This window comes from Agreia sp. Leaf335 (genome assembly GCF_001423605.1).
In the GTDB taxonomy this organism is placed as follows: domain Bacteria; phylum Actinomycetota; class Actinomycetes; order Actinomycetales; family Microbacteriaceae; genus Agreia.
In genome coordinates this window covers 405,238-427,284 of the sequence record NZ_LMOQ01000001.1, presented here as the reverse complement: position 1 = coordinate 427,284, position 22,047 = coordinate 405,238, and the positions used below count along the sequence as shown (strand labels likewise).

The window sequence follows — 22,047 nt, the reverse complement described above, 5'->3', positions numbered from 1 at the left end:
TGCTCCCGCAGCCTGTCGACGGGCAGTTAGAGCACGCGCTCCCGCACGAAGTCGTCTTCGTACTTCTCGCCCACGAGAAACCGCTTGGTGCCGACCTTGGCGAAGTCGTTCTTCTCGTAGAAGCGATTCGCGCGGGCGTTCTCCTCGTTCACCCCGAGCCACACCGCTGCCGCTCCACGCTCGTGCGCCGTCGCGATCGTCGCGTCCATGAGAGCGGAGGCGATGCCCTGCCCGTGATGCCCCGCAAGAACGTAGAACTTGCTGAGTTCGATGGAGGGTCTCACGGTCAGCGCCCTCGACACATCCGGGTCGGACGGCTCGGCGAACACGAGCATCGTGTAGCCCACCGCCTCGCCCTCGACCTCGGCGATCAGGATGTCACGGGCCGGGTCGGCGAGGTAGCCGTCGAAACTCGTCGGGCTGAGATGGGCGGCGATGAACGCGGCCTTCGCCTCGTCGGTGGTGTGCGGAGGACACGCGAGCGGAAAGGTAGCAGCGGCCAGCGTGGCGAGCGCGCCGCTGTCGGAAGCGACAGCACGCCGCACAGAGAGAACCATCGGCCCAGAATACCGCTGCTCGCGCCCCCTTCCGCTCCCGCGCCATGCTCCCTTCGGAGCGTTCGCCAGGTCCGAGTTGCCGCTTCCGTGCACTCGAGAGCTCCGAGTTGCCACTTCCGTTGACCTGAACCGTCACATCGCAGGCGCGTACCCCACCGCAGTGTCAACTCGGTCGATAGCGGAGCCGTCCCATCCAGCCCTGTCGGTCGAGTTCACCCTGAATGTCGTCGAGGAACTCGTAGACGCCCGGTGGCTCCAGGTCGTCGGCGATGACACGAAGCCCGACGATCTCAGCTCCCGCCAACTGGCGGAACCGCCGCACATCACGCATCCACTGACGACGCTGCGTTCGATGATGGTCGCCTTCGTAGTCGAGCGTGATCCTGAAGCCACGAATGCGAAGGTCGGGTTGCACGACGACGCGACCCCACTGATCGCGTAAGGGCTCGTTCACGATGAGATCGGGGCATCCGGCCCGAAGCAGGAGAAGCCGCAGCTGCGTCTCCTTCGGCGAATCGACCCGCTCCCGGATCTGCTCGAGAGCGGCCGAGACCACGCGGGCGCCTCGGCGATCGATCGAACGTTCCGCTGCCGTTCGCAGTTCATCGAGGGTAGCGAGCGGCCGGTATCCCCTACGAGTCTCCCTCGGCCTCACCAGGTAGTCGCCGACGACGATGGCCTCGTCGAGAGTCAGGGACGAACCCGCGAGTTCCAGCCACGCGCGGCACGCGGTGCTGTGCGCGAACCCGGCCGACCGCATCCATTCGTCGCCGATCACAGTGCGACGGTGACCAACGACGTGACGACGGCGGGGCGCCCGATGGGGTGGGGGCACCGTGACGTGGATGCTGCGCTCGTCTCTGTAGCGAAGGGGAAAGTCGAAGAGACGCGCGGCTGATTCGTGGCTGATGAACGACCCGGGCGGGAGGACCTCCATCAGCGCGCGGCAACGCTGCACGAAAGTCGGCTGCCGCGCGGAGACGAGATTGACCCCGCGAAACGGGTGGGCGATGTCGCGAGCCCGCAATCTCGACGGGCCGACGCCGCGCGACAGCGCTTCTCGAGTGGTGAAGATCCCCGAGTCGAGCTCTTCTGGGAGGGGTGACGGTCTGGACATGTTCTGACGGTGTCAGGTGCGGCCACCCCAGCAACTCGGCAGAGGGCCACGTGTGGAGAGCTACTCACCCTCGGAAGCTGTGGCGGAGTTCTGCGAGTTGCCAGTTGCGTTGACGCCACGTGACATGTCGATCACCACACCTCGCTGAAACTGCCATCTCGAGGGCGGGGCAGCGCCGCGAAGAGGCGGGCGGCACGCAGAAAGGGCCGCCCTCGCGATGCGAGAGCGGCCCTTTCGGGTGAAGCTGAGCCTAGATGGCGTTGACGTCGAGCGGGATGCCCGGGCCGAACGTCGTGGAGACCGTGCCCTTGTGGATGTAGCGGCCCTTGGAGGAGGACGGCTTCAAACGGACGACCTCTTCGAGGGCGGCCTTCACGTTCTCGGTGAGCTGGTCTTCGGTGAACGAAGCCTTGCCGGCGACAAAGTGCACGTTCGAGTGCTTGTCGACGCGGAACTCGATCTTTCCACCCTTGATCTCGTTGACGGCCTTGGCGACGTCGGGCGTCACGGTGCCGGTCTTCGGGTTGGGCATGAGACCACGGGGGCCGAGGACCTTACCGAGGCGTCCGACCTTACCCATGAGCTCGGGGGTCGAGACTGCCGAGTCGAAGTTCGTGTAGCCAGCGGCCACCTTCTCGATGAGCTCGTCGCCACCGACCTCGTCGGCGCCGGCCGCGATGGCGGCTTCGGCGGCGGGACCGGTCGCGAAGACGATGACGCGGGCGGTCTTACCGGTGCCGTGAGGAAGAATCACGGTGCCGCGGACCATCTGGTCTGCCTTGCGGGGGTCGACGCCGAGCTTGAGAGCGACCTCGACGGTGCTGTCGAACTTGGCCGAGCCGGTCTCGCGAGCGAGAGCCATTGCCTCGGTGGGCGTGTAGACCTTGCCCTCTTCGATCTTTGCTGCCGCCGCCTTGTAGGCCTTGGAATTCTTTGCCATAACTGATTCTCCTGAATCTGAAGAGTGTGGTTTACGTGAGCCTGGCTGGCTCTCCCACGTCGTGCTGTGAAGCGGTGAGGAGTTAGGCCTCGACCGTGATGCCCATGGAGCGGGCGGTGCCGGCGATGATCTTCGACGCGGCGGCGATGTCGTTCGCGTTGAGGTCGGCCATCTTGGTTTCAGCGATCTCGCGGACCTGAGCCTGGGTGAGCTTCGCAACCTTGACGGTGTGCGGCGTTCCCGAACCCTTGGCGACTCCGGCGGCCTTCTTGATGAGCTCTGCTGCCGGGGGCGTCTTCAGGATGAACGTGAACGAACGGTCTTCGTACACGGTGATCTCGACGGGGATGACGTTTCCGCGCTGAGCCTCGGTCGCTGCGTTGTACTGCTTGCAGAACTCCATGATGTTGACGCCGTGCTGTCCCAGCGCAGGCCCGATGGGCGGTGCGGGGTTGGCGGCGCCGGCCTTGATCTGAAGCTTGATCAGACCGGTAACCTTCTTCTTCGGTGCCATTTTTCTCTTCCTTATCTGTGTCGAGTCCACCCTGATTGGCGAACTCTCCCGCCGTTCGGTGAACGCGGTTTGTGGCCGACTTCGTCAGCACGCCAGAAGGCGCGCCGGTATGAGGACAACCCTGTAAGCATACGCGATCCAGGCCGTTAACGCCATCGAGCCCATCGAATGAACGATGGGCTCGATGAAGTGAAGACCGTTAGAGCTTGGTGACCTGGTCGAAGCTGAGCTCGACCGGGGTCTCGCGCTCGAACAGCGAGACGAGAACCGTGAGCTTGCCGCTCTCGGGCTTGATCTCGCTGATCGATCCGGGCAGACCCGCGAACGAGCCTTCCTTGATCGTGATGGTCTCGCCGATCTCGAAGTCGACCTCGGCCGGAATCGAGCGGGAGACGGCCTTGCCACCCTTGCCGCCCGCAGCCTTGGCAACGGGGACATCGGCGACGACGACGAGCGACTGCAGCATCGAGAAAGCCTCTTCGAAACGCAGCGGCGTGGGGTTGTGCGAGTTGCCCACGAAGCCGGTGACGCCGGGCGTGTGACGCACGACAGACCAGCTGTCTTCGTTGAGGAACATGCGCACGAGCACGTAGCCGGGGATACGAACGCGAGTGACGAGCTTGCGCTGGCCGTTCTTGATCTCGACGACGTCTTCCATCGGAACCTCGACCTGGAAGACGAAGTCCTCCATGCCCATCGAGGACTTGCGGCTCTCGATGTTCTGCTTCACGCGCTTCTCGAAGCCGGCGTACGAGTGGATGACGTACCACTTGCCCGGCAGGGTGCGGAGCTCTTTGCGGAACGCCTCGTAGGGGTCGACGTCGGCGACAACGGGCTGGCCATCGGCGTCGAGCTCGACCTCTGAGACGTCTACCTCTGACTCCGGGGCGATTGCGCCGAGCGTCTCGGTGTCGTCGGCTTCGGTGCCGGATGCCTCGGGCTGCTCGGCCGCATCGCTCACGTCGGCCTCTGCCTCGGCTTCGGCGACGGCCGTGGCGATGTCGTCGCCGTCTTCGTCGAGCACCGTCGCGGCGTCGGGGTCGTCGAGCACGTCGATGGCCGCTGCGGCTTCTTCGGGATCGCTGATGTCGAGGGCGTCATCGACGAGGGCGTCGACCTCGGGGTCGGGATTCGCATCGATCGCCTCGAGGAGTGCGTCGAGGTCGGCGGGCGTTTCGCGCGCCGCCGTGGTCTCGGCTGACTTCTCTTCGGCTGCGACGTTCTCGACGTCGTCGCGCTGTGACTCTGCCACGTAAATCCGTTCCAATTCGTTGGTTATTGCGCTCTGCGCACGATGTCTTGGCTCACCGCTCTGCGGATGACCAGCCCGTTACGACTGCTCGGGCTGCACCGGTTCTGACAGAACATGTGTGCCCGCTTCAGTTGACTAGACCGGGTTTCCGAAGACCATCAGCGCAAGCCACGCGAACACTGCGTCGAGACCCGACACCAGCGCCATCATGATGATGACGAAGACGAGAACGACTGCGGTGTAGCTCAGCAGCTCTTTGCGCGTCGGGGTGACGACCTTCTTGAGCTCTTGGAAGACCTGCTTGATGAAGAGCACGATACGGGCGAACGGGTTGCGGCGAGCAGCCCGTTCTTTTTTGGCGCTCTCGACGACTTCTTCACTCGGTTCGTCGATTACTTTGCGTGCCACGTAAGTAGTTACCCTTCACAATTCGGCCATCCGGCCCAATCTCGTCCGTTGCCTCTCACACGATCTGAGAGAGCTACCGGATTCGATCAGCAGGGCGGACAGGACTCGAACCTGCAACCTGCGGTTTTGGAGACCGCTGCTCTACCAATTGAGCCACCACCCTTCGGGCTGAAAAGCCCGGGAATCGTCACCCGCCAAACCCTTCGAGACCCAAAAAGGGCATAAAAAAGCTTGGCAGACTTCAACTACCTCGACCAAGTGTAGGCGAGAGCAGAACGAGAGTAAAGCCAGCGCCCAGACCGGCCTTCACAGCCCCGGTTACTATGGGGGAAATCTTTTCGTCGACTTCAGGAGATCTCAGTGCGCAAGCTTCTCGTTACCGGTGGGGCCGGTTTCATCGGTTCGAACTTCGTGCATTACGTGCTCGAGAACACCGATGACCACGTGACGGTGCTCGACAACCTCACCTACGCTGGCAACCTGGCCTCGCTCGACGGGCTCGATCCCGAGCGCTTCACCTTCGTCAAGGGCGACATCGCCGATGCCGAACTGGTCGACGGCCTCGTCAAAGACGCCGACGTCGTCGTGCACTACGCGGCAGAGAGCCACAACGACAACTCCCTGCACGACCCGCGCCCGTTCCTCGACACGAACATCATCGGCACGTTCACCCTCATCGAGGCGGCCCGCAAGCACGACGTGCGCTTCCACCACATCTCCACCGACGAGGTCTATGGCGACCTCGAGCTCGACGACCCCGAGCGCTTCACCGAGCAGACCCCGTACAACCCGTCGAGTCCGTACTCCTCTACCAAGGCCGGCAGCGACCTGCTGGTGCGCGCCTGGGTGCGCTCCTTCGGACTGCGCGCCACGATCTCGAACTGCTCGAACAACTACGGCCCGTACCAGCACGTCGAGAAGTTCATTCCCCGCCAGATCACGAACGTGCTCACCGGCGAACGCCCCAAGCTCTACGGCGCGGGCGAGAACGTGCGTGACTGGATCCACGCCAACGACCACTCCTCGGCCGTTCTCACGATCATCGACAAGGGCGAGATCGGCGAGACGTACCTCATCGGCGCCGATGGCGAGAAGAACAACAAGCAGGTCGTCGAGCTGATCCTCGAGACGCTGGGCCAGCCCGCCGATGCCTACGACCACGTGATCGACCGCCCGGGTCACGACCTGCGCTACGCGATCGACTCCACGAAGCTGCGCACCCAGCTCGGCTGGGTTCCGCAGTACTCCGACTTCGAGTCCGGCCTCGCGTCGACCGTGGCCTGGTACCGCGACAACGAGAACTGGTGGAAGCCGCAGAAGGCCGAGACCGAAGCGAAGTACCAGCTCCAGGGACAGTAGGTGACGACCGCCTCCGCGACAGGAGACGTCGGCATCACGAGCCTCACCGCTCGAGCCGTGCTGTTCGACATGGACGGCACGCTCGTCGATTCCACCGCGGTGGTCGAGCAGGTCTGGACGGCCTTCGCGGCCGAGAACGGCATGGATGCGCGGGCGATTATCGCCACCGGCCATGGCGTGCGGGCCGAAGATACGATGCTGCGGCACGGTCCGACCGGCTTCGACGTGGTGGCGGGCGCCGATCGGCTCTTCGACCTCGAGCTCGCGGCCGTCGACGGCATCGTTCCCATTCCAGGTGCCCGCGCATTCGTCGAGAGCCTGCCCGCGGCGTCCATCGCTCTCGTCACCTCGGCCCGGCGCGCGCTCGCCCTTCGGCGGCTCGAGATCGCCGACGTGCCCGCACCGAACGTCGTCGTGACCGCCGCCGACGTCGAGCGCGGCAAGCCCGCGCCTGACTGCTACCTCCTGGCGGCCGAGCTGCTCGGCATCGACCCGGCAGACGCGATCGTCTTCGAGGATGCCGAGGCCGGCATCGCGGCCGGTCTCGCGGCGGGCATGCGCACCGTCGTGGTGGGCTCGCACGAGAGCGAGACCACGCGTGGCCTGCCGCGCATCCGGGATTATCGCGACGTCACGGTGACCGTGCACGACGCGGCGCCCGACGCCCCGGACCCACGGCCGAGTTTCACCATCGCTCTGCCCCTCTAGAATCGACGCGCCCCGCGACTTCCGCGATCGGTGCAGAACGGACAGCCATGACCTCGACTCCCCGCCTCGTCGCCTTCGACCTCGACGACACGCTCGCCCCCTCGAAAACGGCCATCGACCCGAGCATGGCGGACCTCCTCGTGACGCTGCTCGACCGGGTCGAAGTGTGCATCATCTCGGGCGGCCAGTACGGGCAGTTCACGGCTCAGGTGATCGACAAGCTCACCGATGCGAGCCCCGAGGCCCTCGCGCGACTGCACCTGATGCCCACCTGCGGCACCCAGTACTACCGCTTCGAGGGCGGCGTCTGGAACCAGGTCTACGCGCAGAATCTCACCGACGACGAGAAGCACCGCGCGCTGGCGGCCGTCGAGGGCGAGGCCCGACGACTCGGCTACTGGGAGTCCGAGACCTGGGGACCGATTCTCGAGGATCGCGGATCGCAGATCACCTTCTCGGCGCTCGGCCAGGGTGCGCCCGTCTCGGCGAAGTCCGCCTGGGACGCCGACGGCGTGAAGAAGAACACGCTGCGCGAGGCCGCGCAGGCCCTGCTGCCCGACCTCGAGGTGCGCAGCGGCGGCTCGACCTCGGTCGACATCACCCGTCAGGGCATCGACAAGGCCTACGGAATGACCCGGCTCGCCGAGCTCACCGGCATTCCCCTCGACGACATGCTCTTCGTCGGCGACCGCCTCGACCCCGACGGCAACGACTACCCGGTGAAGGCACTCGGCGTCGAATGCCACGCTGTCGAGGGCTGGCACGACACCGCGGCCTTCATCGACGAGCTCATCCCGACCCTGTAGGTCTCGATAAGGCCGCAGGCGGCCTACTCGACCAGCGCACACGTTGCGCTGGTCGAGTAGCCGCGCGACGTAGGAGCAGGCGTATCGAGACCACCCCCTAGACAGGCTCAGGGAACGCGGATCACCAGGTGGAGTCGCTCCTGATGACCGCGTCGCTGCCGCCGTCGACGAACACGACCTGGCCGCAGAGGTGCGAGTTCTCTTCGCTCACGAGCCAGGCCAAGAGACGCGCGGGCACGATGGCGTCGGCGAATCCGTTCAGCGGCATCGGCACGCCCTGTCGGATCTGCTCACGCCCCTCCTCGGTCTCGAGCAGCGGGGCCGTCATCGGGGTCACGATGACTCCGGGCGCGATGGCGTTCAACGGGATGCCGGCTCCGGCCCAGTCGGGTGTGGTCGCGGTCCGACGGATCCACTGCGCGAAGGCCTTCTTGGTCGACGCGTAGATCGTGCCACCCGTTCCGCCAGCGGCGACGGCCTCCGCTCGCGCGAGCGCCGCAGCCTCGTCGCCCGCCTCCATGGCCGCGACCAGCTCGTCGTCGACGGGATGCAGGCTCGCCATCGATGCGATGCCCACGGCTCGGGGCGCATCGGACGTGGCGAGCAGGGGCCTCAGCCCCTCGAGCGTGGCGACCATGCCGAAGAAGTTGACCCCGACGGTGGCGGGAATCTCGGCCGCGAGTCCGGCGATGCCGAGCACGCCGTCGATCGACCCACCGCTGATGCGTTCGACCTCCGAGACGAGCGTGCGGCGGCCCTCGTCGGTGGTGAGGTCGACGTTGACGTCGGAGTTCTTGAGGTCGACCCCGATGACTTTCTCGCCCCGCTCGACCAGCAGCGCGGCCGTGGCCTGACCGATGCCCGATGCTGCTCCGGTGACGACGTATGTGCGAACCATGAAATCTCCCTTGATCTCGACAAAAACAGTTTCCATTAGCAACTATATCGGTCGACTAGCGTGTACTCCATGGCCGCTACCGAATCTGCGGGTGAGGGCGTCGCTCCCCTGCAGTACCGCTCCGAACTCGTCGCGATCCTGGCCGATCTGCAGGGGGTGTGGGATTCGCCGCGGTTCCAGTCGGGCATCGCCCACTCCCGTCGGCGCGACTTCGGGGCGATCGAGGTGCGCATCCTCTGGACTCTCGCCCGGCGCGGCCCGCTCCGCTCCTCCGCGCTGGCCCAGCTGCTGGTGACCGGCGCCCCGACGATCAGCAAGGCCCTCGTGAAGCTGACGGCATCCGACCTCGTTCGCCGAGAGGTCGACGCGAACGACCGCCGGGCCCACACCATCGCGCTCACCGCCGATGGCGTCGCCGCGGCGCAGGATCTGTACGACGCCGGCGACGACATGATGGCGGAGTTGCTGGCCGACTGGCCCGCCGACGAGGCGGCCGCCTTCACCCGCTATGCCCGGCGCTTTCTCGAGCAGACGATCAGCTACGCGACCCGACTGAGCTGACGACGGAGTCGGCCTGACGACGGAGCCGGCGCGCCCAGCGCAGCCACGGAAAGTCGTGCGGCCAGTGGATGGTCAATGAGTGGAAGCCCCGTCTGATGCGCGTGGCGAATCCGCTGGCGTCGAAGAGCGGCCGCATCGAGATTCCCATGCCGAGGCCTCGCACGTAGCGGATGCGCCGCTTCGGCCCGATGTGCAGCGACAGATCCATGTCGTCGTGCACGAAGGAGTCGCCTCGGTGCACGGCGTCGCTCACCGCGACCCAGGCGTCACGGCGCAGAGCGAAGTTCGAGCCGAACAGCGGCATGTGCCCGAGCGCCAGGTACACCGTGCCGAAGTACGCCCCCAGATAGAACGCAGCCAGCATCCCGCGCAGCGGCTTCGGCCCGTCGATGAAGTGCGCCCCGCCCGTGACGGCCACGGCATCCGGATGCGCGACGAGCGCCGTCTCGACCCGCTCGAGCCATGCGGGCTCGGGCAGGCAATCCGCATCCAACCGCGCGATGACGTCGAAGCCGGCGGCGTCGTAGCCGGCCGCGCTGGCCGCGGGGATTCCGCCGCCCTCGACGAAGACGACCCGGGCACCGGCATCCCTCGCCACCTGCGCGCTGTGATCGCTCGACCCGTTGTCGACGACCACGATCTCGTCGGGCCGACGCGTCTGCTTCGCGAGCGCGCCGAGGCAGCGCCTCAGGAGCTCGCCGTCGTCTTTGACGGGAACGACGACCGAGATGCTCAGTTCGATGACGACCCGCCACCTGATTCGACGCTGGCGTCGTCGCCCGACTCCGCGAAGAGGTCCTCCTCGGCGTCGGCGCCCTCGTCGATGCGCTCGCCGGGCAGTCGGGCCTCTTCGGGCTCGTCTTCGGGCTGCTGCTCCTCGAGGGTGACCTCGGCGGGGATACGCACGCGCAGCGCCCCGGCGTCGACCCAGGTACGGAACGCGATGGCCGTGCCGAAGCTGTCACCGTCGAGCTCGATGTCGTGGGCGCGGTCGAGCTTCACGACGAGCTCCTTGCCCTTCACGTAGTTCAGGGCGCGCACTTCTTTCGACAGTCCGGCGAGGCGACGACCCGCGGCCGTGCGACGCAGAACGCCGTTCTCCCAGATGATCTTCACGATGATCTGGATCCAGCCCCCGACGCCCTTCGGGCGCAGCATCACGATGTCGAAGAGTCCGTCGTCGACGGCGGCCTCCGGCAGCAACAGGATGTTCGCCGGCAACGATCCGCAGTTGCCGATGATGATCGTGTGGGCGCGAACCGAGTGGTTGCCCTGCTTGTCGAGGTTGTAGCGCATGCGCAGCTCGTTCTTGTCGCGCAGGGCCTTCGCGATGGCGCTCACATAGGCGAGCCAGCCGACCTTCTTCTTGAGGTCGTCGTCGGTGTTCGCGATCATGGTGGCGTCGATGCCGAGGCCGGCCATGACGACGAAGGCGAACTTCTCGACCGAGGAGTCCTCGCGCCGCACCTGGATGAGCCCCACGTCGATGGCCCGGTCGTCGCCGGAGAACGCCGTCTCGACCGCGTGGTCGAGGTCGTTCAGCGTCAGATCGAGGTTGCGGGCGAGCAGGTTGCCCGTTCCGCTCGGAAGCAGAGCGAGCGATGCCTTGCTGCCGTGCACGGCCTCGGCGACCGAGCGCACCGTTCCGTCACCGCCGGCCGCGAGAACCATCGAGGCACCGGCATCCAGGGCGTCTTTCGTGACGCCCTGACCCGGGTCTTCGACGCTCGTCTCGAACCAGAGCGTCTCGCCCCACCCGTTCGGGCCCTCGTGCCGCTTAACAGAGGCGCGAAGGGCGTCGACATCGACCTTGATCGGGTTGTAGACGACGGCGGCGACGGGCTTCTGGCTGTCGGATGCGTCGGGCTGATTTTCGCTCATACCGTCAAGGGTATGGGCGACGGAAAGATCCGGGCTATCTGTGGCAGACCCGGTGCGAAAACACGCGCCGAAGCCCTAAACTCTCCGGTCGAATCACAGGCCCTCCCGCTAGGCTTGGCTCTCGTGACCGAACCCACCCGCATCTCGCACCGCATCGCATCCATCGCCGAATCGGCGACTCTCAAGGTCGACAGCAAGGCGAAGGCGCTGCAGGCCCAGGGCCGCCCCGTCATCAGCTATGCGGCGGGCGAGCCCGACTTCGCGACACCCGCTCACATCGTCGAGGCGGCGTCGCGCGCGGTGCTCGATCCCAAGAACTACAAGTACACGCCGGCGGTCGGTCTGCCCGACCTGCGCGAGGCGATCGCGGCGAAGACGCTGCGCGACTCGGGCCTCGAGGTCTCGGCGTCTCAGGTCATCGTCACCAACGGCGGCAAGCAGGCTGTGTACCAGAGCTTCGCCACGCTGCTCGATCCGGGCGACGAGGTGCTGCTGCCCACTCCCTACTGGACCACCTACCCCGAGGCCATCCGCCTCGCGGGCGGCGTTCCCGTCGATGTCTTCGCGGGCAGCGAGCAGAACTACCTGGTCACCGTCGAGCAGCTCGAGGCCGCGCGCACCGAGCGCACCAAGGTGCTGCTGTTCGTGTCGCCGTCGAACCCGACCGGCGCCGTGTACTCAGAGGAGCAGACCCGCGCCATCGGCGAATGGGCCGAGGCCAACGGGCTCTGGGTCATCACCGACGAGATCTACCAGAACCTCACCTACGACGGCGTGCGCGCCATCTCGATCGTCGAGGCCGTGCCGGCGCTGGCCGACCGCACGATCCTGGTCAACGGCGTCGCCAAGACGTATGCCATGACCGGATGGCGGGTCGGCTGGATGGTCGGCCCGGCAGACGCCATCAAGGGTGCCGCGAACCTGCAGTCGCACCTATCGAGCAACGTGTCGAACATCTCGCAGCGCGCTGCGCTCGAGGCGCTCACCGGTCCGCAGGACGCGGTGGAAGAGATGCGACTGGCGTTCGACCGCCGTCGCAAGGCGATCGTCGCGGGCCTCAACGCCATCGACGGCATCGTCTGCCCCACTCCCGAGGGCGCGTTCTACGTGTACCCCGATGTCACCGGTCTGCTCGGCCGCTCCTGGGGAGGTGTCACGCCGACGACCTCTCTCGAGCTCGCCGATCTGATCCTCGATCAGGCCGAGGTGGCAGCCGTTCCCGGTGAGGCCTTCGGCCCGAGCGGGTTCCTGCGTCTGTCGTACGCGCTGGGCGACGAGCCTCTCGCCGAGGGCATCGAGCGTCTGCAGAAGCTCTTCACGGCGTAGCCGCGCGGCCGGTCTCGGTCTCGATACGCTCGTTCCTCGCTACTCGACCAGCGCGCGGACTGCGCTGGTCGAGTAGGTCGCTCAGCGACCGTATCGAGACCGCTGCGAAGGGCTACTTGCCCTTCTTCTCGCTCTTCGACATCGTGGCCCGCTCTGCTTCGAGCGTTGCGCGCAGATCGTCGTCGATGCGGTCGTCGACGACACCGATGAACGGGTTCGCCATGCGCTTCTTGGCGGGCAGCGCAGAGAGGTACGCGGTGGCCGCCTTCTGAACACGAACGGTCGCCCGCTCGGTCTTCGAGACCGAGGCATCGGGGGTCGCAGCGATCTCTGCGTGCTTGCCCAACGCCTTGATGAGTTCGGCCAGCGCCGTGGTGATCTTCTTCGTCATGGCTGCATTGTCGCAGGCCAAAGTGAACACGCAAGACCATGCCTCGTGCTGCGCGATACCGCGGATCGACGGCCCGAACAGATGTGCAAGATCCGGCTCCCGACGGCGCATCCGCGGGCGGCGTTCTACGATTGACTGCGGGGCCTCGACCTCTCTTCGAGAGCGCCCCTCCCCCCACTCTCGACGAAAGCCCTTCCTCCATGCGCATCGAACTCATCCGCCACGGCCAGACCGACTGGAACCGCGACGGTCGCCTGCAGGGCTCCAGCGACATTCCGTTGAACGACACAGGGCGGGCACAGGCCGTGGAGACCGCCGCCGTGCTCGCCGACCAGGGCCTCTCGGCGATCGTCTCGTCTCCGCTGATGCGCGCCCGAGAGACCGCGCGCATCATCGCCGAGATCCTCGACATCGACCTGGGCGCCACCTACGACGACCTCATCGAGCGCGACTACGCCAGCCTCGAGGGCGCTGTCCCCACCGAGCAGATCCCCGACGAGCCCGACGCCGCCTTCCCGGACATCGAGCCTCGCGAGGCCGTCACCGCCCGCGGCATGCGCGCCATCGCCGAGATCCGCGACACGCGGCTGCCGCTCGACGGGCCGGATGCGACGGTCGCCGCGGTCTGCCACGGCACGATCATCCGCTTCGTGCTCTCCGAGATCCTCGGCGAGGAGATCCCCCACATCCACAATGCGGCGATCAACGAGATCGAGTGGGTAGACGGCGCCTGGCGCGTGCTGAGCGTGAATGGCAGCCCGGCCGCCGATCCTCGCTCGTAGCCGCGCGCCACAACTCAGGCAGAACCGCTCGGCCGCGTACGAGAACGCCGCTTTCGGCCCGCTTTTCCTGAATTAGAGCGGCGCCACCAGCGTCAGCAGTTCGAGCGTCGACGCTCCGCGCCCCACTTCGCCCACGACGCGTCCTCCGGCCATCGCCACGACGCGGTCGCTGATCGCCCGCAGCTCGTCGAGGTCGGCCGAGGCCACGATCACGGCCTTGCCCGCAGCGGAGATCACCCGCAGCAGCAGCCACACCTCGGCGCGCTGCTCAGCGTCGAGCTCGCGCGTCGGCTCGACGAGCAGCAGCACACGGTGCTGCGACTCGGGAAACAGCTCGAGCAGGCTGCGGATGCGCACCCACTCGTCGTCGCGCCCGCGCAGACGCACGGCTTCGAGCGCACGCGCGCCGGGCGTCGACCTCGTCTCGTCGTCGCGCGTCACCACTCCCGCCTTCACGAGCGCGGGCAGCATCGACGGCGTCGCCGGAGCCGAGATGCCCCCGACGATGCGCACCCGGTACTTCGGCTGCACGGTCACGATCGCGAAGATGCCGTGCTCGATCGCGGCCATCGTCGTGCTCGTGTCGACGGGGAGCCCGTCGATGAACACCGTTCCCGAGGGAATCGTTCCTGCCGTGCGCCCGAACACGCTCAGCAGCAGCTCGTTACGCCCCGAGCCCTCGAGCCCGGCCAGTCCGACGATCTCGCCGGCCGCGGCGCTCAGCGAGGCGCCCATGACCACGGGGGTCTCGAGGTCGAACTCGTCGTCGGTGCTCCAGTCGATGATCTCGATCACGGCGCCGGATGGCGACTCCGCCGCCGGGTCGCGCACCGCAGGGCCCGTGGCGCCGGCCGCATCCGTGCCGGCCGCATCCGCGCCTGCCGGGTGCGCGTCAGCCGCGCCGCCGCCGCCGGCCATCGCCTCGAGGAGTCGGCCACGGGCATCCGGCCGGCTGTCATCGGGCCGCAGCACCACCGAGACGGAACCGGCCGACAGCACCGACACCGCGTCGCCGATCTCGAGCGCGAAGCTCGGGCGCTGGGATGCGACGACCACGGCGATTCCGTCGTTGGCGAGACGGCGCAGCACCTGCACGACCCGCTCGGCACCCGCGTCGGTCAGGCCCGCCGTGGGCTCCGTGAACGCGAGCACGGTGGCGCCATGTGCCAGCGCTCTGGCCGCTTCGACGAGAACGCGCGAGGCGTCGTCGAGTCGCGACGCGAGCGTGGGAAGCGGCGAGTAGACATCGACCTTGCGCAGCAGCGCGGTGGCCTGCGTGCGCATCGCGGCTCGATCGACGATTCCGGGCAGTCCGAAGAAGCGACGCTTCGGCTCGATGCCGAGAAAGACGTTGTCAGCCAGATCGAGGGTCGCCGTGAGAGACGACACCCGGCGCACGTGCGCGAACGCGACGGCCCCCGCGACCCGCGTCAGAACGGCGTCGAGCCCGGGCGAGTCCACGCCGAGTACGACGTGGATCTCGCCCGGGCTCGGGCTGAGCTCTTCGGAGATCAGCGGCCTCCGGAGCGACGCTTGTTGTAGACGTCGAAGGCGACGGCGAACAACAGCACGAGGCCCTTGACCGCCTGCTGCCACTCGATGCCGATACCCATGATCGACATACCGTTGTTCAGAACACCGATGATCAGACCACCGATGATGGCGCCACCGATCGTTCCGACACCACCCTGAACCGCAGCTCCACCGATGAAGGCTGCCGAGATGGCCTCGAGCTCGAAGCCGTCACCGGCCTTGGGGCCTGCGAGGTTGAGTCGCGCGGTGAAGATCAGGCCGGCGAGTGCGGCGAGGAAGCCCATGTTGACGAACAGCCAGAAGGTGACGTTGCGGGTCTTGATGCCCGAGAGCTCCGCAGCGTGCAGGTTTCCACCGATGGCGTAGATGTGGCGGCCGAAGACCGAGCGGTTCATCACGATGCCGTAGACGAGAACCAGCACGGCGAGAACGATCAGGGTGATCGGGATGCCCTTGTAGCTGGCCAGCGCATAGGCGAAGAAGCCGATGGCAACGGTGATGAGCACGAGCTTGGCGATGAACCAGACGATCGGCTCGACGGCCTGGCCGTAGCTGGCGCGTCCCTTGCGGGTGCGGAACTGCTGAACGAACAGCGCGATCACGGCGATGGCCGCGACACCGAGGGTGAGCGGGTCGAGTTCGAGTTCACCGAAGACGTTGCTGAGGAAGCCGTTACCGAGAGCGCGGTACTCGGTGGGGAACGAACCGATGTTGGCGTTACCGAGAACGACGAGGGCGAGACCGCGGAATATGAGCATGCCCGCGAGCGTCACGATGAACGCGGGTATGCCTACGAAGGCGATCCAGAATCCCTGCCAGACACCCACGAGGGCACCGACCAGCAGCGAGAGCACGATCGACAGCCACCAGGGAAGTCCCCATTGAACGGCGAACACGCCAGACACGGCGCCGACGAATGCTGCCACCGATCCGACGGAGAGGTCGATGTGGCCGGCGATGATGACCATCACCATTCCGATCGCGAGAACGAGGATGTAGCCGTTCTGCACGATCAGGTTCGAGATGTTCTGCGGACGCAGCAGGATGCCGTTGGTGAGGACGCTGAACAGCACCACCACCAGGATCAGGGCGATGAAGATGCCGTTCTTGCCCAGGTCGGCGAGGATGTGGCTGAACCTGTTGGTGAACCTGTTCTCCACGGGATTCACCTGGCTGCCGGCCGCGACGCCGTCGGCGGGCTTGGTCTCGAGGTTAGACATGTCGTTGTGCTCCTATATCCACCAGCGCGAGCGCTAGCGGGCCTTTTCCATGGTCATGAGTTTGAGCAGAGCCTCGGGGCTCGCTTCTTCGATCGGCAGTTCGCCAGTGATGCGGCCCTCGGAGAGGGCGTAGATGCGGTCGCAGATTCCGAGCAGCTCTGGCAGCTCGCTCGAGATCACGATGACACCCTTGCCCTCGGCCGCCAGCTTGTTGATGATGCTGTAGATCTCGTACTTGGCGCCGACGTCGATTCCGCGGGTGGGCTCGTCGAGGATCAGCACGTCGGGGTCGGAGTAGATCCACTTCGACAGAACGACCTTCTGCTGGTTTCCGCCCGACAGCTTGCCGGTCTTCGCCAGCACGGTCGGCGACTTGATGTTCATGCTCTTGCGGTACTCGTTGGCGACGGTCCACTCCTGGCCGTCGTTGACGAGGCCCAGCTTCTCGAGCTTCTTCAGCGCCGCCATCGAGATGTTGCGCTTGATGTCGTCGATGAGGTTGAGGCCGTAGGTCTTGCGGTCTTCGGTGGCGTAGGCCAGTCCGTTCGCGATCGCCTCGGACACCGTGCGGGTCTTGATCTCGACGCCGTTCTTGAAGACGCGACCAGAGATCTTCGATCCGTAGCTGCGACCGAACAGGCTCATCGCGAACTCGGTGCGCCCTGCGCCCATGAGCCCGGCGATGCCGACGATCTCGCCGCGGCGCACGTTGATGTTGACGTTGTCGACGACCACGCGGCTCACATCCTGCGGGTGGTGTGCGGTCCAGTCCTCGACGCGCAGGATCTCGTCGCCGATGTGCGGCGTGTGATCGGGGTAGCGGTTCTCGAGGTCGCGGCCCACCATGTCTTTGATGATGCGCTCTTCGGTGACGTCGCTCTTCTTGATCGTCTCGATCGTCTTGCCGTCGCGGATGACCGTGACCGCGTCGGCGACCTTCTTGATCTCGTTCAGCTTGTGGCTGATGATGATGGCCGTGATGCCCTGCTCCTTGAGGTGCAGGATCAGGTTCAGCAGGTGGTCGCTGTCTTCATCGTTGAGGGCCGCGGTGGGCTCGTCGAGAATGAGCAGCTTCACGCGCTTCGAGAGGGCCTTGGCGATCTCGACGAGCTGCTGCTTACCGACACCGATGTCCATGATCTTGGTCGTCGGGTTCTCGCGCAGACCCACGCGGGCGAGCAGCTTTGCCGCCTCGGCGTTGGTCTTGTTCCAGTCGATCAGCCCGAGGCCGCCGCGCTGTTCGTTGTTGAGGAAGATGTTCTCCGCGATCGACAGGTACGGGCTGAGCGCCAGCTCCTGGTGGATGATCACGATGCCTTCGGCCTCGGAATCGCGGATGTCTTTGAACTCGACGGTCTTGTTCTCGAAGACGATGTCGCCCTCGTAGGTGCCGAACGGGTAAACACCCGAGAGCACCTTCATCAGCGTCGACTTGCCGGCGCCGTTCTCACCGCAGATGGCGTGGACCTGGCCACGGCCGACCTCGATGGTCACATCTTGCAGCGCCTTGACGCCGGGGAACGTCTTGGTGATTCCCCTCATCTCGAGGATGTTGAGCGGAGCGTCGACCTTGTCCGTCATCGCGATTCTGCTTCCTTGCTGGTTGTTCGTGGGGTGATTTACGTCGCCGTGATGGCGACGAGAGACTGGATGCGCCGGGCGCGCGACCCGTGAAGGTCACGCGCCCGGAGCATCCGGGATCTTTAGGTGTTAGCCCTTGATCTCGTCTTCGGTCCAGTAACCGGAGTCGACCAGGACCTCCTTGATGTTGTCTTTCACAACGATCTGCGAGTCGAGCAGGAAGGACGGAACGACCTTCTTGCCGTTGTCGTAGTCCTCGGTGTTGTTGACCTCGGGCTTGTCACCCTTGAGGATGGCGGTGGCCATGTCGACCGCGACCGTGGCGAGCTTGCGGGTGTCCTTGAAGATCGTGGCGTACTGCTCGCCGCCGTTGATCGCCTTGACGCTGTCGAGCTCGGCGTCCTGGCCGGAGATGGTGGGCCACTCAGCACCCACGGTGTAGCCGGCGTCGGTCAGAGCCGAGATGATTCCACGCGAGATGCCGTCGTAGGGCGACAGAACACCGTTGACCTTCTTGGATCCGTCGGAGTACGTGGAGGTCAGGATGTCCTCCATGCGGCTCTGGGCAGCTTCGCCGTCCCAGCGGAGGGTTGCGACCTGCTCGAAGCTGGTCTGGCCGCTGCCGACGACGAGGGTCTTCTTGTCGATGTAGGGCTGCAGAACGTCCATCGCGCCTTCGAAGAAGAACGTGGCGTTGTTGTCGTCGGGCGAACCGGCGAACAGCTCGATGTTGAACGGACCGGCGGGTGCGCCGGCGATCTCGGTGCCGTCGAGCTCGGTCAGACCGAGGCCGTTCAGCATCGACCATGCCTGCTGCTGGCCGACCTTGAAGTTGTCGAACGACGCGTAGTAGTCGACGTTCTCGGTGTCGCGGATCAGACGGTCGTAGGCGATGACCGGGATGTCGGCGTCCTTGGCGTCCTGCAGCACGCTGGTGAGCGTGGTGCCGTCGATCGAAGCGACGATCAGGGCCTTGGCACCCTTGGTGATCATGTTCTCGATCTGCGAGACCTGGGTGGGGATGTCGTCTTCTGCGTACTGCAGGTCGACGGTGTAGCCGGCGTCTTCGAGCTGCGACTTCACGGCGTTGCCGTCCTGGATCCAGCGCTCGCTCGACTTGGTGGGCATCGCGACGCCGATGAGGCCGCCGTCTCCGCCGCCTTCTCCGCCGCCTGAGCCGGAGGAGCAGGCCGAGAGGCCGATGATCATCGCGCCGGCGGCGACGCCGGCGAGGAGGGTTTTGATTTTCACTGTGTGAATTCCTTTCGAATGTGCAGTGGACGTCGTTGTCTGCAGTGGTGCGCGATTCGGCCTCGTCCCGAAGACCGATTCGTTCGCCGTGCAGGGCAGGGAGCCTTGCGCGGCATAGGGCTGAGAACTAGAGAGAAGGCGGATGAGCTGCGCTGCGAATGCTGCTGGCCATATCGACGACTCCCTTGTCTGCTCTGGTGCGTTGTTGCGACCACAATCCTTGTGAACGTTCACAACGCGTGTTCATACTAGACCCGTACATGATCACCCTGTCAACCTCGATTGTTCGGCGTGTCACGATCGTTATCCAGACGACGGTGCAGCCGATGAACCGCGCACGACGAGGGTCGGAAGAATGCTTCCTGAATATTCCTCGCCGGCTTCGAGCCCGCCCAACAGCAACGCCATGCAGCGTCGGCCGAGCTCCGCGAAGTCCTGCCGCACGGTGGTGAGCGGGGGCCAGAAGTGGGCGGAGTCGGGAATGTCGTCGAAGCCGACGATGCTGACGTCTCGCGGCACCTCGAGGCCGCCGTCGCGGATGGCGTGCATGAGCCCCAGCGCCATCTGGTCGTTCGCCGCGAAGATCGCCGTGAAGTCGCGCATGCGCAGCAGCTCGCGCCCCGCGAAGTAGCCGAACTCGGCTGTCCAGTCGCCCAGAATAGGTGCCGTCGTCGGCATATCTTGCGCGTTCATCTCGTCGAGAAAGCCTGTCATGCGGGCCTCGGCCTCGATCCAGTCCTGTGGACCAGCGAGGTGGTAGATGTACCGGTGCCCCAGCTCGATGAGGTGACGGGTCGCCAGGCGCGCCCCCGTGATCTGGTCGACCGACAGCGACTTGTCGTTCTCGGTTCCCGTGGATTGCAGCGTGACGATCGGCAGGCGCAACGACATGCCCGCGAGGGTGTCGAACACCCGGCGCTGCGGCGCGATCACGACCAGACCCTCGATCGCCTGGTCGAGCAGGCGGTCGATGGCGCGCACGATCGAGGTGGACTCGTAGCCGCTGATGCTGGCCGTCGTGACCGAGTATCCGGCCGCACTTGCGGCATCTTCGATGGCTTGAATACTGGCGGCGGGGCCGTACATCGTGCGCGAGGCAGACAGGATGCCGATGGTGCGGGATCGAGACGTGACCAGCGCACGCGCGGCCCGGTTGGGCCGGTACTGCAGCTGCTCCATGGAGTCGAGCACCCGCTGCTTGGTCTCTTCGCGGATGTTCGGTAGGTCGTTGATGACGCGCGAGACGGTCTGATGCGAGACCCCGGCGAGGCGCGCCACATCGTGCATGCTCGGGGCCCGTGACTTCTTCGCCACCGGCTCGGGATCCTTTGCCACGCGTTCAAACCTCATCGTTGTTCACGTTCACAAAGGGTGAGCGCCTACTTATTATGCACACCCGTTCACCCCTGCGGTGCCCTCGCGTCGATGGCAGCGTCGGTGAACGAGTCGACATCGGCGTCTGTGGCCGCTGCCTCGAGGTGCTGTGCGGATGTTGCAGTGGAGGTGGTGCGAGGGGCTTCGATAGGTGGCGCGCAGGCCTCGGTAGGTGGCGCGCGGGCTTCGGTAGGTGGTGCTGGGCCTCGGTAGGTGGCGCTGGGCGCGGTTCGACGTTGTCCTGCACTCGCCCGATGCCGCCGCCGCCCGTATTCAGGAGAAGCGCGCCCAAACCGGGCTTTTCGCCCTCGACGCACCGGTTTTTCCTGAATTCGAGCGCGGCCCGCCACCGAACACCTCGGTACGACGGCACTACATCACGCAGGCAGCTGACACGGATGAGTACTTCTCTCAGCCGACGCTCCACCCGCTGCCGCCGCTCCAATTCAGGAAGATCGCGCCGAAACCGCGCTTTTCGCACGCCGCTCCCCCGGCTTTTCCTGAATAAGAGCGCGCCCTCCCCTCCGCCACCGCAGCCGCGCACACGCATCGCTCCACAGATCCGCCTCACAGGCCATCGACGCGTCTGCGCGGCGGCAACCATCATTCGCATGAACAGACCCCGCGGCCACATCGTCGCTCGAAAAGGACTCCTCGCCTTCGGCATGACGCATCACTCGATAGCCCGTGCAGTTGCCCGTGGCGAGCTGCTGCGACTGCGACGAGGGTGGTACGCAACGCCCGGTGCGGCGCCCCTCGCAATGCGCGCCGTCACCGTGGGCGGCGTGGCCACGTCGCTCTCTGCGGCCGAAGTGATCGGACTCTGGACACCGCCGGACTCCACGCTCCATGTCGCCGTTCCGACCAACGCCGGCAGGTTGCGAGGCGGTGTATCCCAGCAATCACGGCCAGGAAGGACAGCTCCACTGCAGCCGCAAGGAAGCTCGGTCGCCAAGCCCGTCTGCCTGCACTGGCGCACGCACCGGGACTCACCGCGCGACGGCGTCGCGTCGGTGATCGACGCACTGATCGATACGGTGCAGTGCCAGCCCGAGGAGTATGCCGTCGTCGTCATCGACTCCGCCTTGAACCAAGGCCTCCTCACCCTGCGTCAGCTCGAGTCGGCATTCGCGCGCCTCCCCCGACGCTACGTTCGCGCACTCAGCCGCGCCGACGCACGGAGCCAGTCAGGCACCGAGACCCTCGTTCGGCTACGGCTTCGAGCCCTCGGCCTTCGCGTCTCTGTGCAGGTGCGAATCTCCGAGGTCGGATACGTCGACCTGGTCATCGGCGACCGCTTCGTTCTGGAGTGCGACAGCAAGAGATTCCACACCGGCCAGGAGCGCTATTACGGGGACCGCCTTCGCGACCGCACGCTCATCGGGCTCGGCTATCTGCCCATGCGACTCACCTACGAGATGGTCATGTTCGACTGGCCGGAGACCCTCGAAACGATCCTCTCCCGCGTTCGACGAAGAGAGCACTTATGGCCGCGGCGCTCTAAATCAGGAAAAACCGCCACTCGCCGTGCGAAAACGCACGAAGAGGACGGTTCTTGCTGAAGTACCGCAGCAGCAGCGGCTGCTGC

General features: G+C 65.8%; 23 protein-coding genes and 1 tRNA gene. 8 read left to right on the top strand and 16 right to left on the bottom strand.

Annotated elements, in window-relative coordinates:
- Nucleotides 1-26 precede the first annotated feature (26 nt).
- From ASF79_RS02145 to ASF79_RS02115, 7 genes are all read right to left on the bottom strand, one after another.
- A complete protein-coding gene (locus ASF79_RS02145; RefSeq protein ID WP_055851419.1) occupies nucleotides 27-557 on the bottom strand; it encodes a GNAT family N-acetyltransferase in 531 nt (176 codons plus the stop codon).
- A 163-nt stretch (nucleotides 558-720) separates the two neighbouring features.
- Nucleotides 721-1,674, bottom strand: a complete 954-nt coding sequence (locus tag ASF79_RS02140) for a hypothetical protein (protein WP_055851416.1) — start codon at nucleotides 1,672-1,674, stop codon at nucleotides 721-723.
- A 250-nt stretch (nucleotides 1,675-1,924) separates the two neighbouring features.
- The gene (rplA, locus tag ASF79_RS02135; protein WP_055851413.1) at nucleotides 1,925-2,614 is read right to left on the bottom strand and encodes a 50S ribosomal protein L1; all 690 of its coding nucleotides are present in this window, start codon (nucleotides 2,612-2,614) and stop codon (nucleotides 1,925-1,927) included.
- A gap of 82 nt (nucleotides 2,615-2,696) precedes the next feature.
- On the bottom strand, nucleotides 2,697-3,128 hold the full coding sequence (rplK, locus tag ASF79_RS02130; RefSeq protein WP_055776148.1) for a 50S ribosomal protein L11: 432 nt from the start codon (nucleotides 3,126-3,128) through the stop codon (nucleotides 2,697-2,699).
- A gap of 199 nt (nucleotides 3,129-3,327) precedes the next feature.
- Nucleotides 3,328-4,380 carry a transcription termination/antitermination protein NusG gene (gene nusG, locus ASF79_RS02125; RefSeq protein WP_055851410.1) on the bottom strand — a complete coding sequence of 351 codons (1,053 nt, stop codon included), beginning with the start codon at nucleotides 4,378-4,380 and terminating at the stop codon, nucleotides 3,328-3,330.
- A gap of 135 nt (nucleotides 4,381-4,515) precedes the next feature.
- Entirely contained in the window at nucleotides 4,516-4,788 is a 273-nt protein-coding gene (gene secE / locus ASF79_RS02120; RefSeq protein ID WP_055776152.1) for a preprotein translocase subunit SecE, read from the bottom strand.
- A gap of 90 nt (nucleotides 4,789-4,878) precedes the next feature.
- Nucleotides 4,879-4,951: transfer RNA gene (locus ASF79_RS02115), tRNA-Trp, on the bottom strand.
- 197 nt (nucleotides 4,952-5,148) lie between these two features.
- On the opposite strand from ASF79_RS02115, the gene rfbB reads away from it, so the two are divergent.
- From rfbB to ASF79_RS02100, 3 genes are read left to right on the top strand one after another with little or no spacing between them, the layout of a single operon-like run.
- The gene (gene rfbB / locus ASF79_RS02110; RefSeq protein WP_055776155.1) at nucleotides 5,149-6,147 is read left to right on the top strand and encodes a dTDP-glucose 4,6-dehydratase; all 999 of its coding nucleotides are present in this window, start codon (nucleotides 5,149-5,151) and stop codon (nucleotides 6,145-6,147) included.
- Nucleotides 6,148-6,855 carry an HAD-IA family hydrolase gene (locus ASF79_RS02105; RefSeq protein WP_055851405.1) on the top strand — a complete coding sequence of 236 codons (708 nt, stop codon included), beginning with the start codon at nucleotides 6,148-6,150 and terminating at the stop codon, nucleotides 6,853-6,855.
- A gap of 47 nt (nucleotides 6,856-6,902) precedes the next feature.
- Nucleotides 6,903-7,661 carry an HAD-IIB family hydrolase gene (locus ASF79_RS02100; protein WP_055851403.1) on the top strand — a complete coding sequence of 253 codons (759 nt, stop codon included), beginning with the start codon at nucleotides 6,903-6,905 and terminating at the stop codon, nucleotides 7,659-7,661.
- 121 nt (nucleotides 7,662-7,782) lie between these two features.
- Here the strand turns inward: ASF79_RS02100 and ASF79_RS02095 are convergent, their stop codons facing one another.
- Nucleotides 7,783-8,559: an SDR family oxidoreductase gene (locus tag ASF79_RS02095; RefSeq protein WP_055852996.1), complete on the bottom strand. Its 777-nt coding sequence runs from the start codon at nucleotides 8,557-8,559 to the stop codon at nucleotides 7,783-7,785.
- A gap of 69 nt (nucleotides 8,560-8,628) precedes the next feature.
- Between ASF79_RS02095 and ASF79_RS02090 the strand changes: the two genes are divergently transcribed.
- Complete coding sequence (locus ASF79_RS02090; RefSeq protein WP_055851400.1) at nucleotides 8,629-9,120, top strand: MarR family winged helix-turn-helix transcriptional regulator; 492 nt, start codon at nucleotides 8,629-8,631, stop codon at nucleotides 9,118-9,120.
- Here the strand turns inward: ASF79_RS02090 and ASF79_RS02085 are convergent.
- Together ASF79_RS02085 and ASF79_RS02080 are read right to left on the bottom strand one after the other, a co-directional pair.
- The gene (locus tag ASF79_RS02085) at nucleotides 9,095-9,850 is read right to left on the bottom strand and encodes a glycosyltransferase family A protein (protein ID WP_326942845.1); all 756 of its coding nucleotides are present in this window, start codon (nucleotides 9,848-9,850) and stop codon (nucleotides 9,095-9,097) included. The genes ASF79_RS02090 and ASF79_RS02085 overlap by 26 nt on opposite strands.
- Nucleotides 9,851-9,852: 2 nt before the next feature.
- Nucleotides 9,853-11,001, bottom strand: coding sequence for a diacylglycerol/lipid kinase family protein (locus tag ASF79_RS02080; RefSeq protein ID WP_082495635.1), 1,149 nt, complete (start codon nucleotides 10,999-11,001; stop codon nucleotides 9,853-9,855).
- 123 nt (nucleotides 11,002-11,124) lie between these two features.
- On the opposite strand from ASF79_RS02080, the gene ASF79_RS02075 reads away from it, so the two are divergent.
- Nucleotides 11,125-12,327 (top strand): pyridoxal phosphate-dependent aminotransferase, encoded by a 1,203-nt coding sequence (locus tag ASF79_RS02075; RefSeq protein WP_055852994.1) that lies wholly within the window; start codon nucleotides 11,125-11,127, stop codon nucleotides 12,325-12,327.
- 112 nt (nucleotides 12,328-12,439) lie between these two features.
- On the opposite strand, the gene ASF79_RS02070 is transcribed toward ASF79_RS02075, so the two are convergent.
- Nucleotides 12,440-12,718 carry a hypothetical protein gene (locus ASF79_RS02070; protein ID WP_146077604.1) on the bottom strand — a complete coding sequence of 93 codons (279 nt, stop codon included), beginning with the start codon at nucleotides 12,716-12,718 and terminating at the stop codon, nucleotides 12,440-12,442.
- 200 nt (nucleotides 12,719-12,918) lie between these two features.
- On the opposite strand from ASF79_RS02070, the gene ASF79_RS02065 reads away from it, so the two are divergent.
- Nucleotides 12,919-13,500 carry a histidine phosphatase family protein gene (locus ASF79_RS02065; protein ID WP_055776170.1) on the top strand — a complete coding sequence of 194 codons (582 nt, stop codon included), beginning with the start codon at nucleotides 12,919-12,921 and terminating at the stop codon, nucleotides 13,498-13,500.
- 72 nt (nucleotides 13,501-13,572) lie between these two features.
- Here ASF79_RS02065 and ASF79_RS02060 read toward each other — a convergent pair whose 3' ends face one another.
- From ASF79_RS02060 to ASF79_RS02040, 5 genes are all read right to left on the bottom strand, one after another.
- A complete protein-coding gene (locus tag ASF79_RS02060; RefSeq protein WP_055851392.1) occupies nucleotides 13,573-14,961 on the bottom strand; it encodes a sugar ABC transporter ATP-binding protein in 1,389 nt (462 codons plus the stop codon).
- A 50-nt stretch (nucleotides 14,962-15,011) separates the two neighbouring features.
- On the bottom strand, nucleotides 15,012-16,253 hold the full coding sequence (mmsB, locus tag ASF79_RS02055; protein WP_055776176.1) for a multiple monosaccharide ABC transporter permease: 1,242 nt from the start codon (nucleotides 16,251-16,253) through the stop codon (nucleotides 15,012-15,014).
- 33 nt (nucleotides 16,254-16,286) lie between these two features.
- A complete protein-coding gene (gene mmsA, locus ASF79_RS02050) occupies nucleotides 16,287-17,834 on the bottom strand; it encodes a multiple monosaccharide ABC transporter ATP-binding protein (RefSeq protein ID WP_055776179.1) in 1,548 nt (515 codons plus the stop codon).
- 129 nt (nucleotides 17,835-17,963) lie between these two features.
- Nucleotides 17,964-19,043, bottom strand: a complete 1,080-nt coding sequence (gene chvE, locus ASF79_RS02045) for a multiple monosaccharide ABC transporter substrate-binding protein (protein ID WP_181035701.1) — start codon at nucleotides 19,041-19,043, stop codon at nucleotides 17,964-17,966.
- A gap of 345 nt (nucleotides 19,044-19,388) precedes the next feature.
- A complete protein-coding gene (locus ASF79_RS02040) occupies nucleotides 19,389-20,372 on the bottom strand; it encodes a LacI family DNA-binding transcriptional regulator (RefSeq protein WP_082465946.1) in 984 nt (327 codons plus the stop codon).
- A gap of 280 nt (nucleotides 20,373-20,652) precedes the next feature.
- Here ASF79_RS02040 and ASF79_RS02035 point away from each other — a divergent pair, with 280 nt between their 5' ends.
- Nucleotides 20,653-20,967: a hypothetical protein gene (locus ASF79_RS02035; RefSeq protein WP_055851388.1), complete on the top strand. Its 315-nt coding sequence runs from the start codon at nucleotides 20,653-20,655 to the stop codon at nucleotides 20,965-20,967.
- A 103-nt stretch (nucleotides 20,968-21,070) separates the two neighbouring features.
- Nucleotides 21,071-22,021: a type IV toxin-antitoxin system AbiEi family antitoxin domain-containing protein gene (locus ASF79_RS02030; protein WP_055851384.1), complete on the top strand. Its 951-nt coding sequence runs from the start codon at nucleotides 21,071-21,073 to the stop codon at nucleotides 22,019-22,021.
- Nucleotides 22,022-22,047 lie beyond the last annotated feature (26 nt).

What these genes read in the sequence shown, in the direction of transcription:
- ASF79_RS02145 (WP_055851419.1), bottom strand. Translation starts at nt 557, where the DNA reads ATGGTTCTCTCTGTGCGGCGTGCTGTCGCTTCCGACAGCGGCGCGCTC.
- ASF79_RS02140 (WP_055851416.1), bottom strand. Translation starts at nt 1,674, where the DNA reads ATGTCCAGACCGTCACCCCTCCCAGAAGAGCTCGACTCGGGGATCTTC.
- rplA (WP_055851413.1), bottom strand. Translation starts at nt 2,614, where the DNA reads ATGGCAAAGAATTCCAAGGCCTACAAGGCGGCGGCAGCAAAGATCGAA.
- rplK (WP_055776148.1), bottom strand. Translation starts at nt 3,128, where the DNA reads ATGGCACCGAAGAAGAAGGTTACCGGTCTGATCAAGCTTCAGATCAAG.
- ASF79_RS02100 (WP_055851403.1), top strand. Translation starts at nt 6,903, where the DNA reads ATGACCTCGACTCCCCGCCTCGTCGCCTTCGACCTCGACGACACGCTC.
- ASF79_RS02095 (WP_055852996.1), bottom strand. Translation starts at nt 8,559, where the DNA reads ATGGTTCGCACATACGTCGTCACCGGAGCAGCATCGGGCATCGGTCAG.
- ASF79_RS02090 (WP_055851400.1), top strand. Translation starts at nt 8,629, where the DNA reads ATGGCCGCTACCGAATCTGCGGGTGAGGGCGTCGCTCCCCTGCAGTAC.
- ASF79_RS02080 (WP_082495635.1), bottom strand. Translation starts at nt 11,001, where the DNA reads ATGAGCGAAAATCAGCCCGACGCATCCGACAGCCAGAAGCCCGTCGCC.
- ASF79_RS02070 (WP_146077604.1), bottom strand. Translation starts at nt 12,718, where the DNA reads ATGACGAAGAAGATCACCACGGCGCTGGCCGAACTCATCAAGGCGTTG.
- ASF79_RS02065 (WP_055776170.1), top strand. Translation starts at nt 12,919, where the DNA reads ATGCGCATCGAACTCATCCGCCACGGCCAGACCGACTGGAACCGCGAC.
- mmsB (WP_055776176.1), bottom strand. Translation starts at nt 16,253, where the DNA reads ATGTCTAACCTCGAGACCAAGCCCGCCGACGGCGTCGCGGCCGGCAGC.
- mmsA (WP_055776179.1), bottom strand. Translation starts at nt 17,834, where the DNA reads ATGACGGACAAGGTCGACGCTCCGCTCAACATCCTCGAGATGAGGGGA.
- chvE (WP_181035701.1), bottom strand. Translation starts at nt 19,043, where the DNA reads ATGATCATCGGCCTCTCGGCCTGCTCCTCCGGCTCAGGCGGCGGAGAA.
- ASF79_RS02040 (WP_082465946.1), bottom strand. Translation starts at nt 20,372, where the DNA reads ATGCACGATGTGGCGCGCCTCGCCGGGGTCTCGCATCAGACCGTCTCG.
- ASF79_RS02030 (WP_055851384.1), top strand. Translation starts at nt 21,071, where the DNA reads ATGAACAGACCCCGCGGCCACATCGTCGCTCGAAAAGGACTCCTCGCC.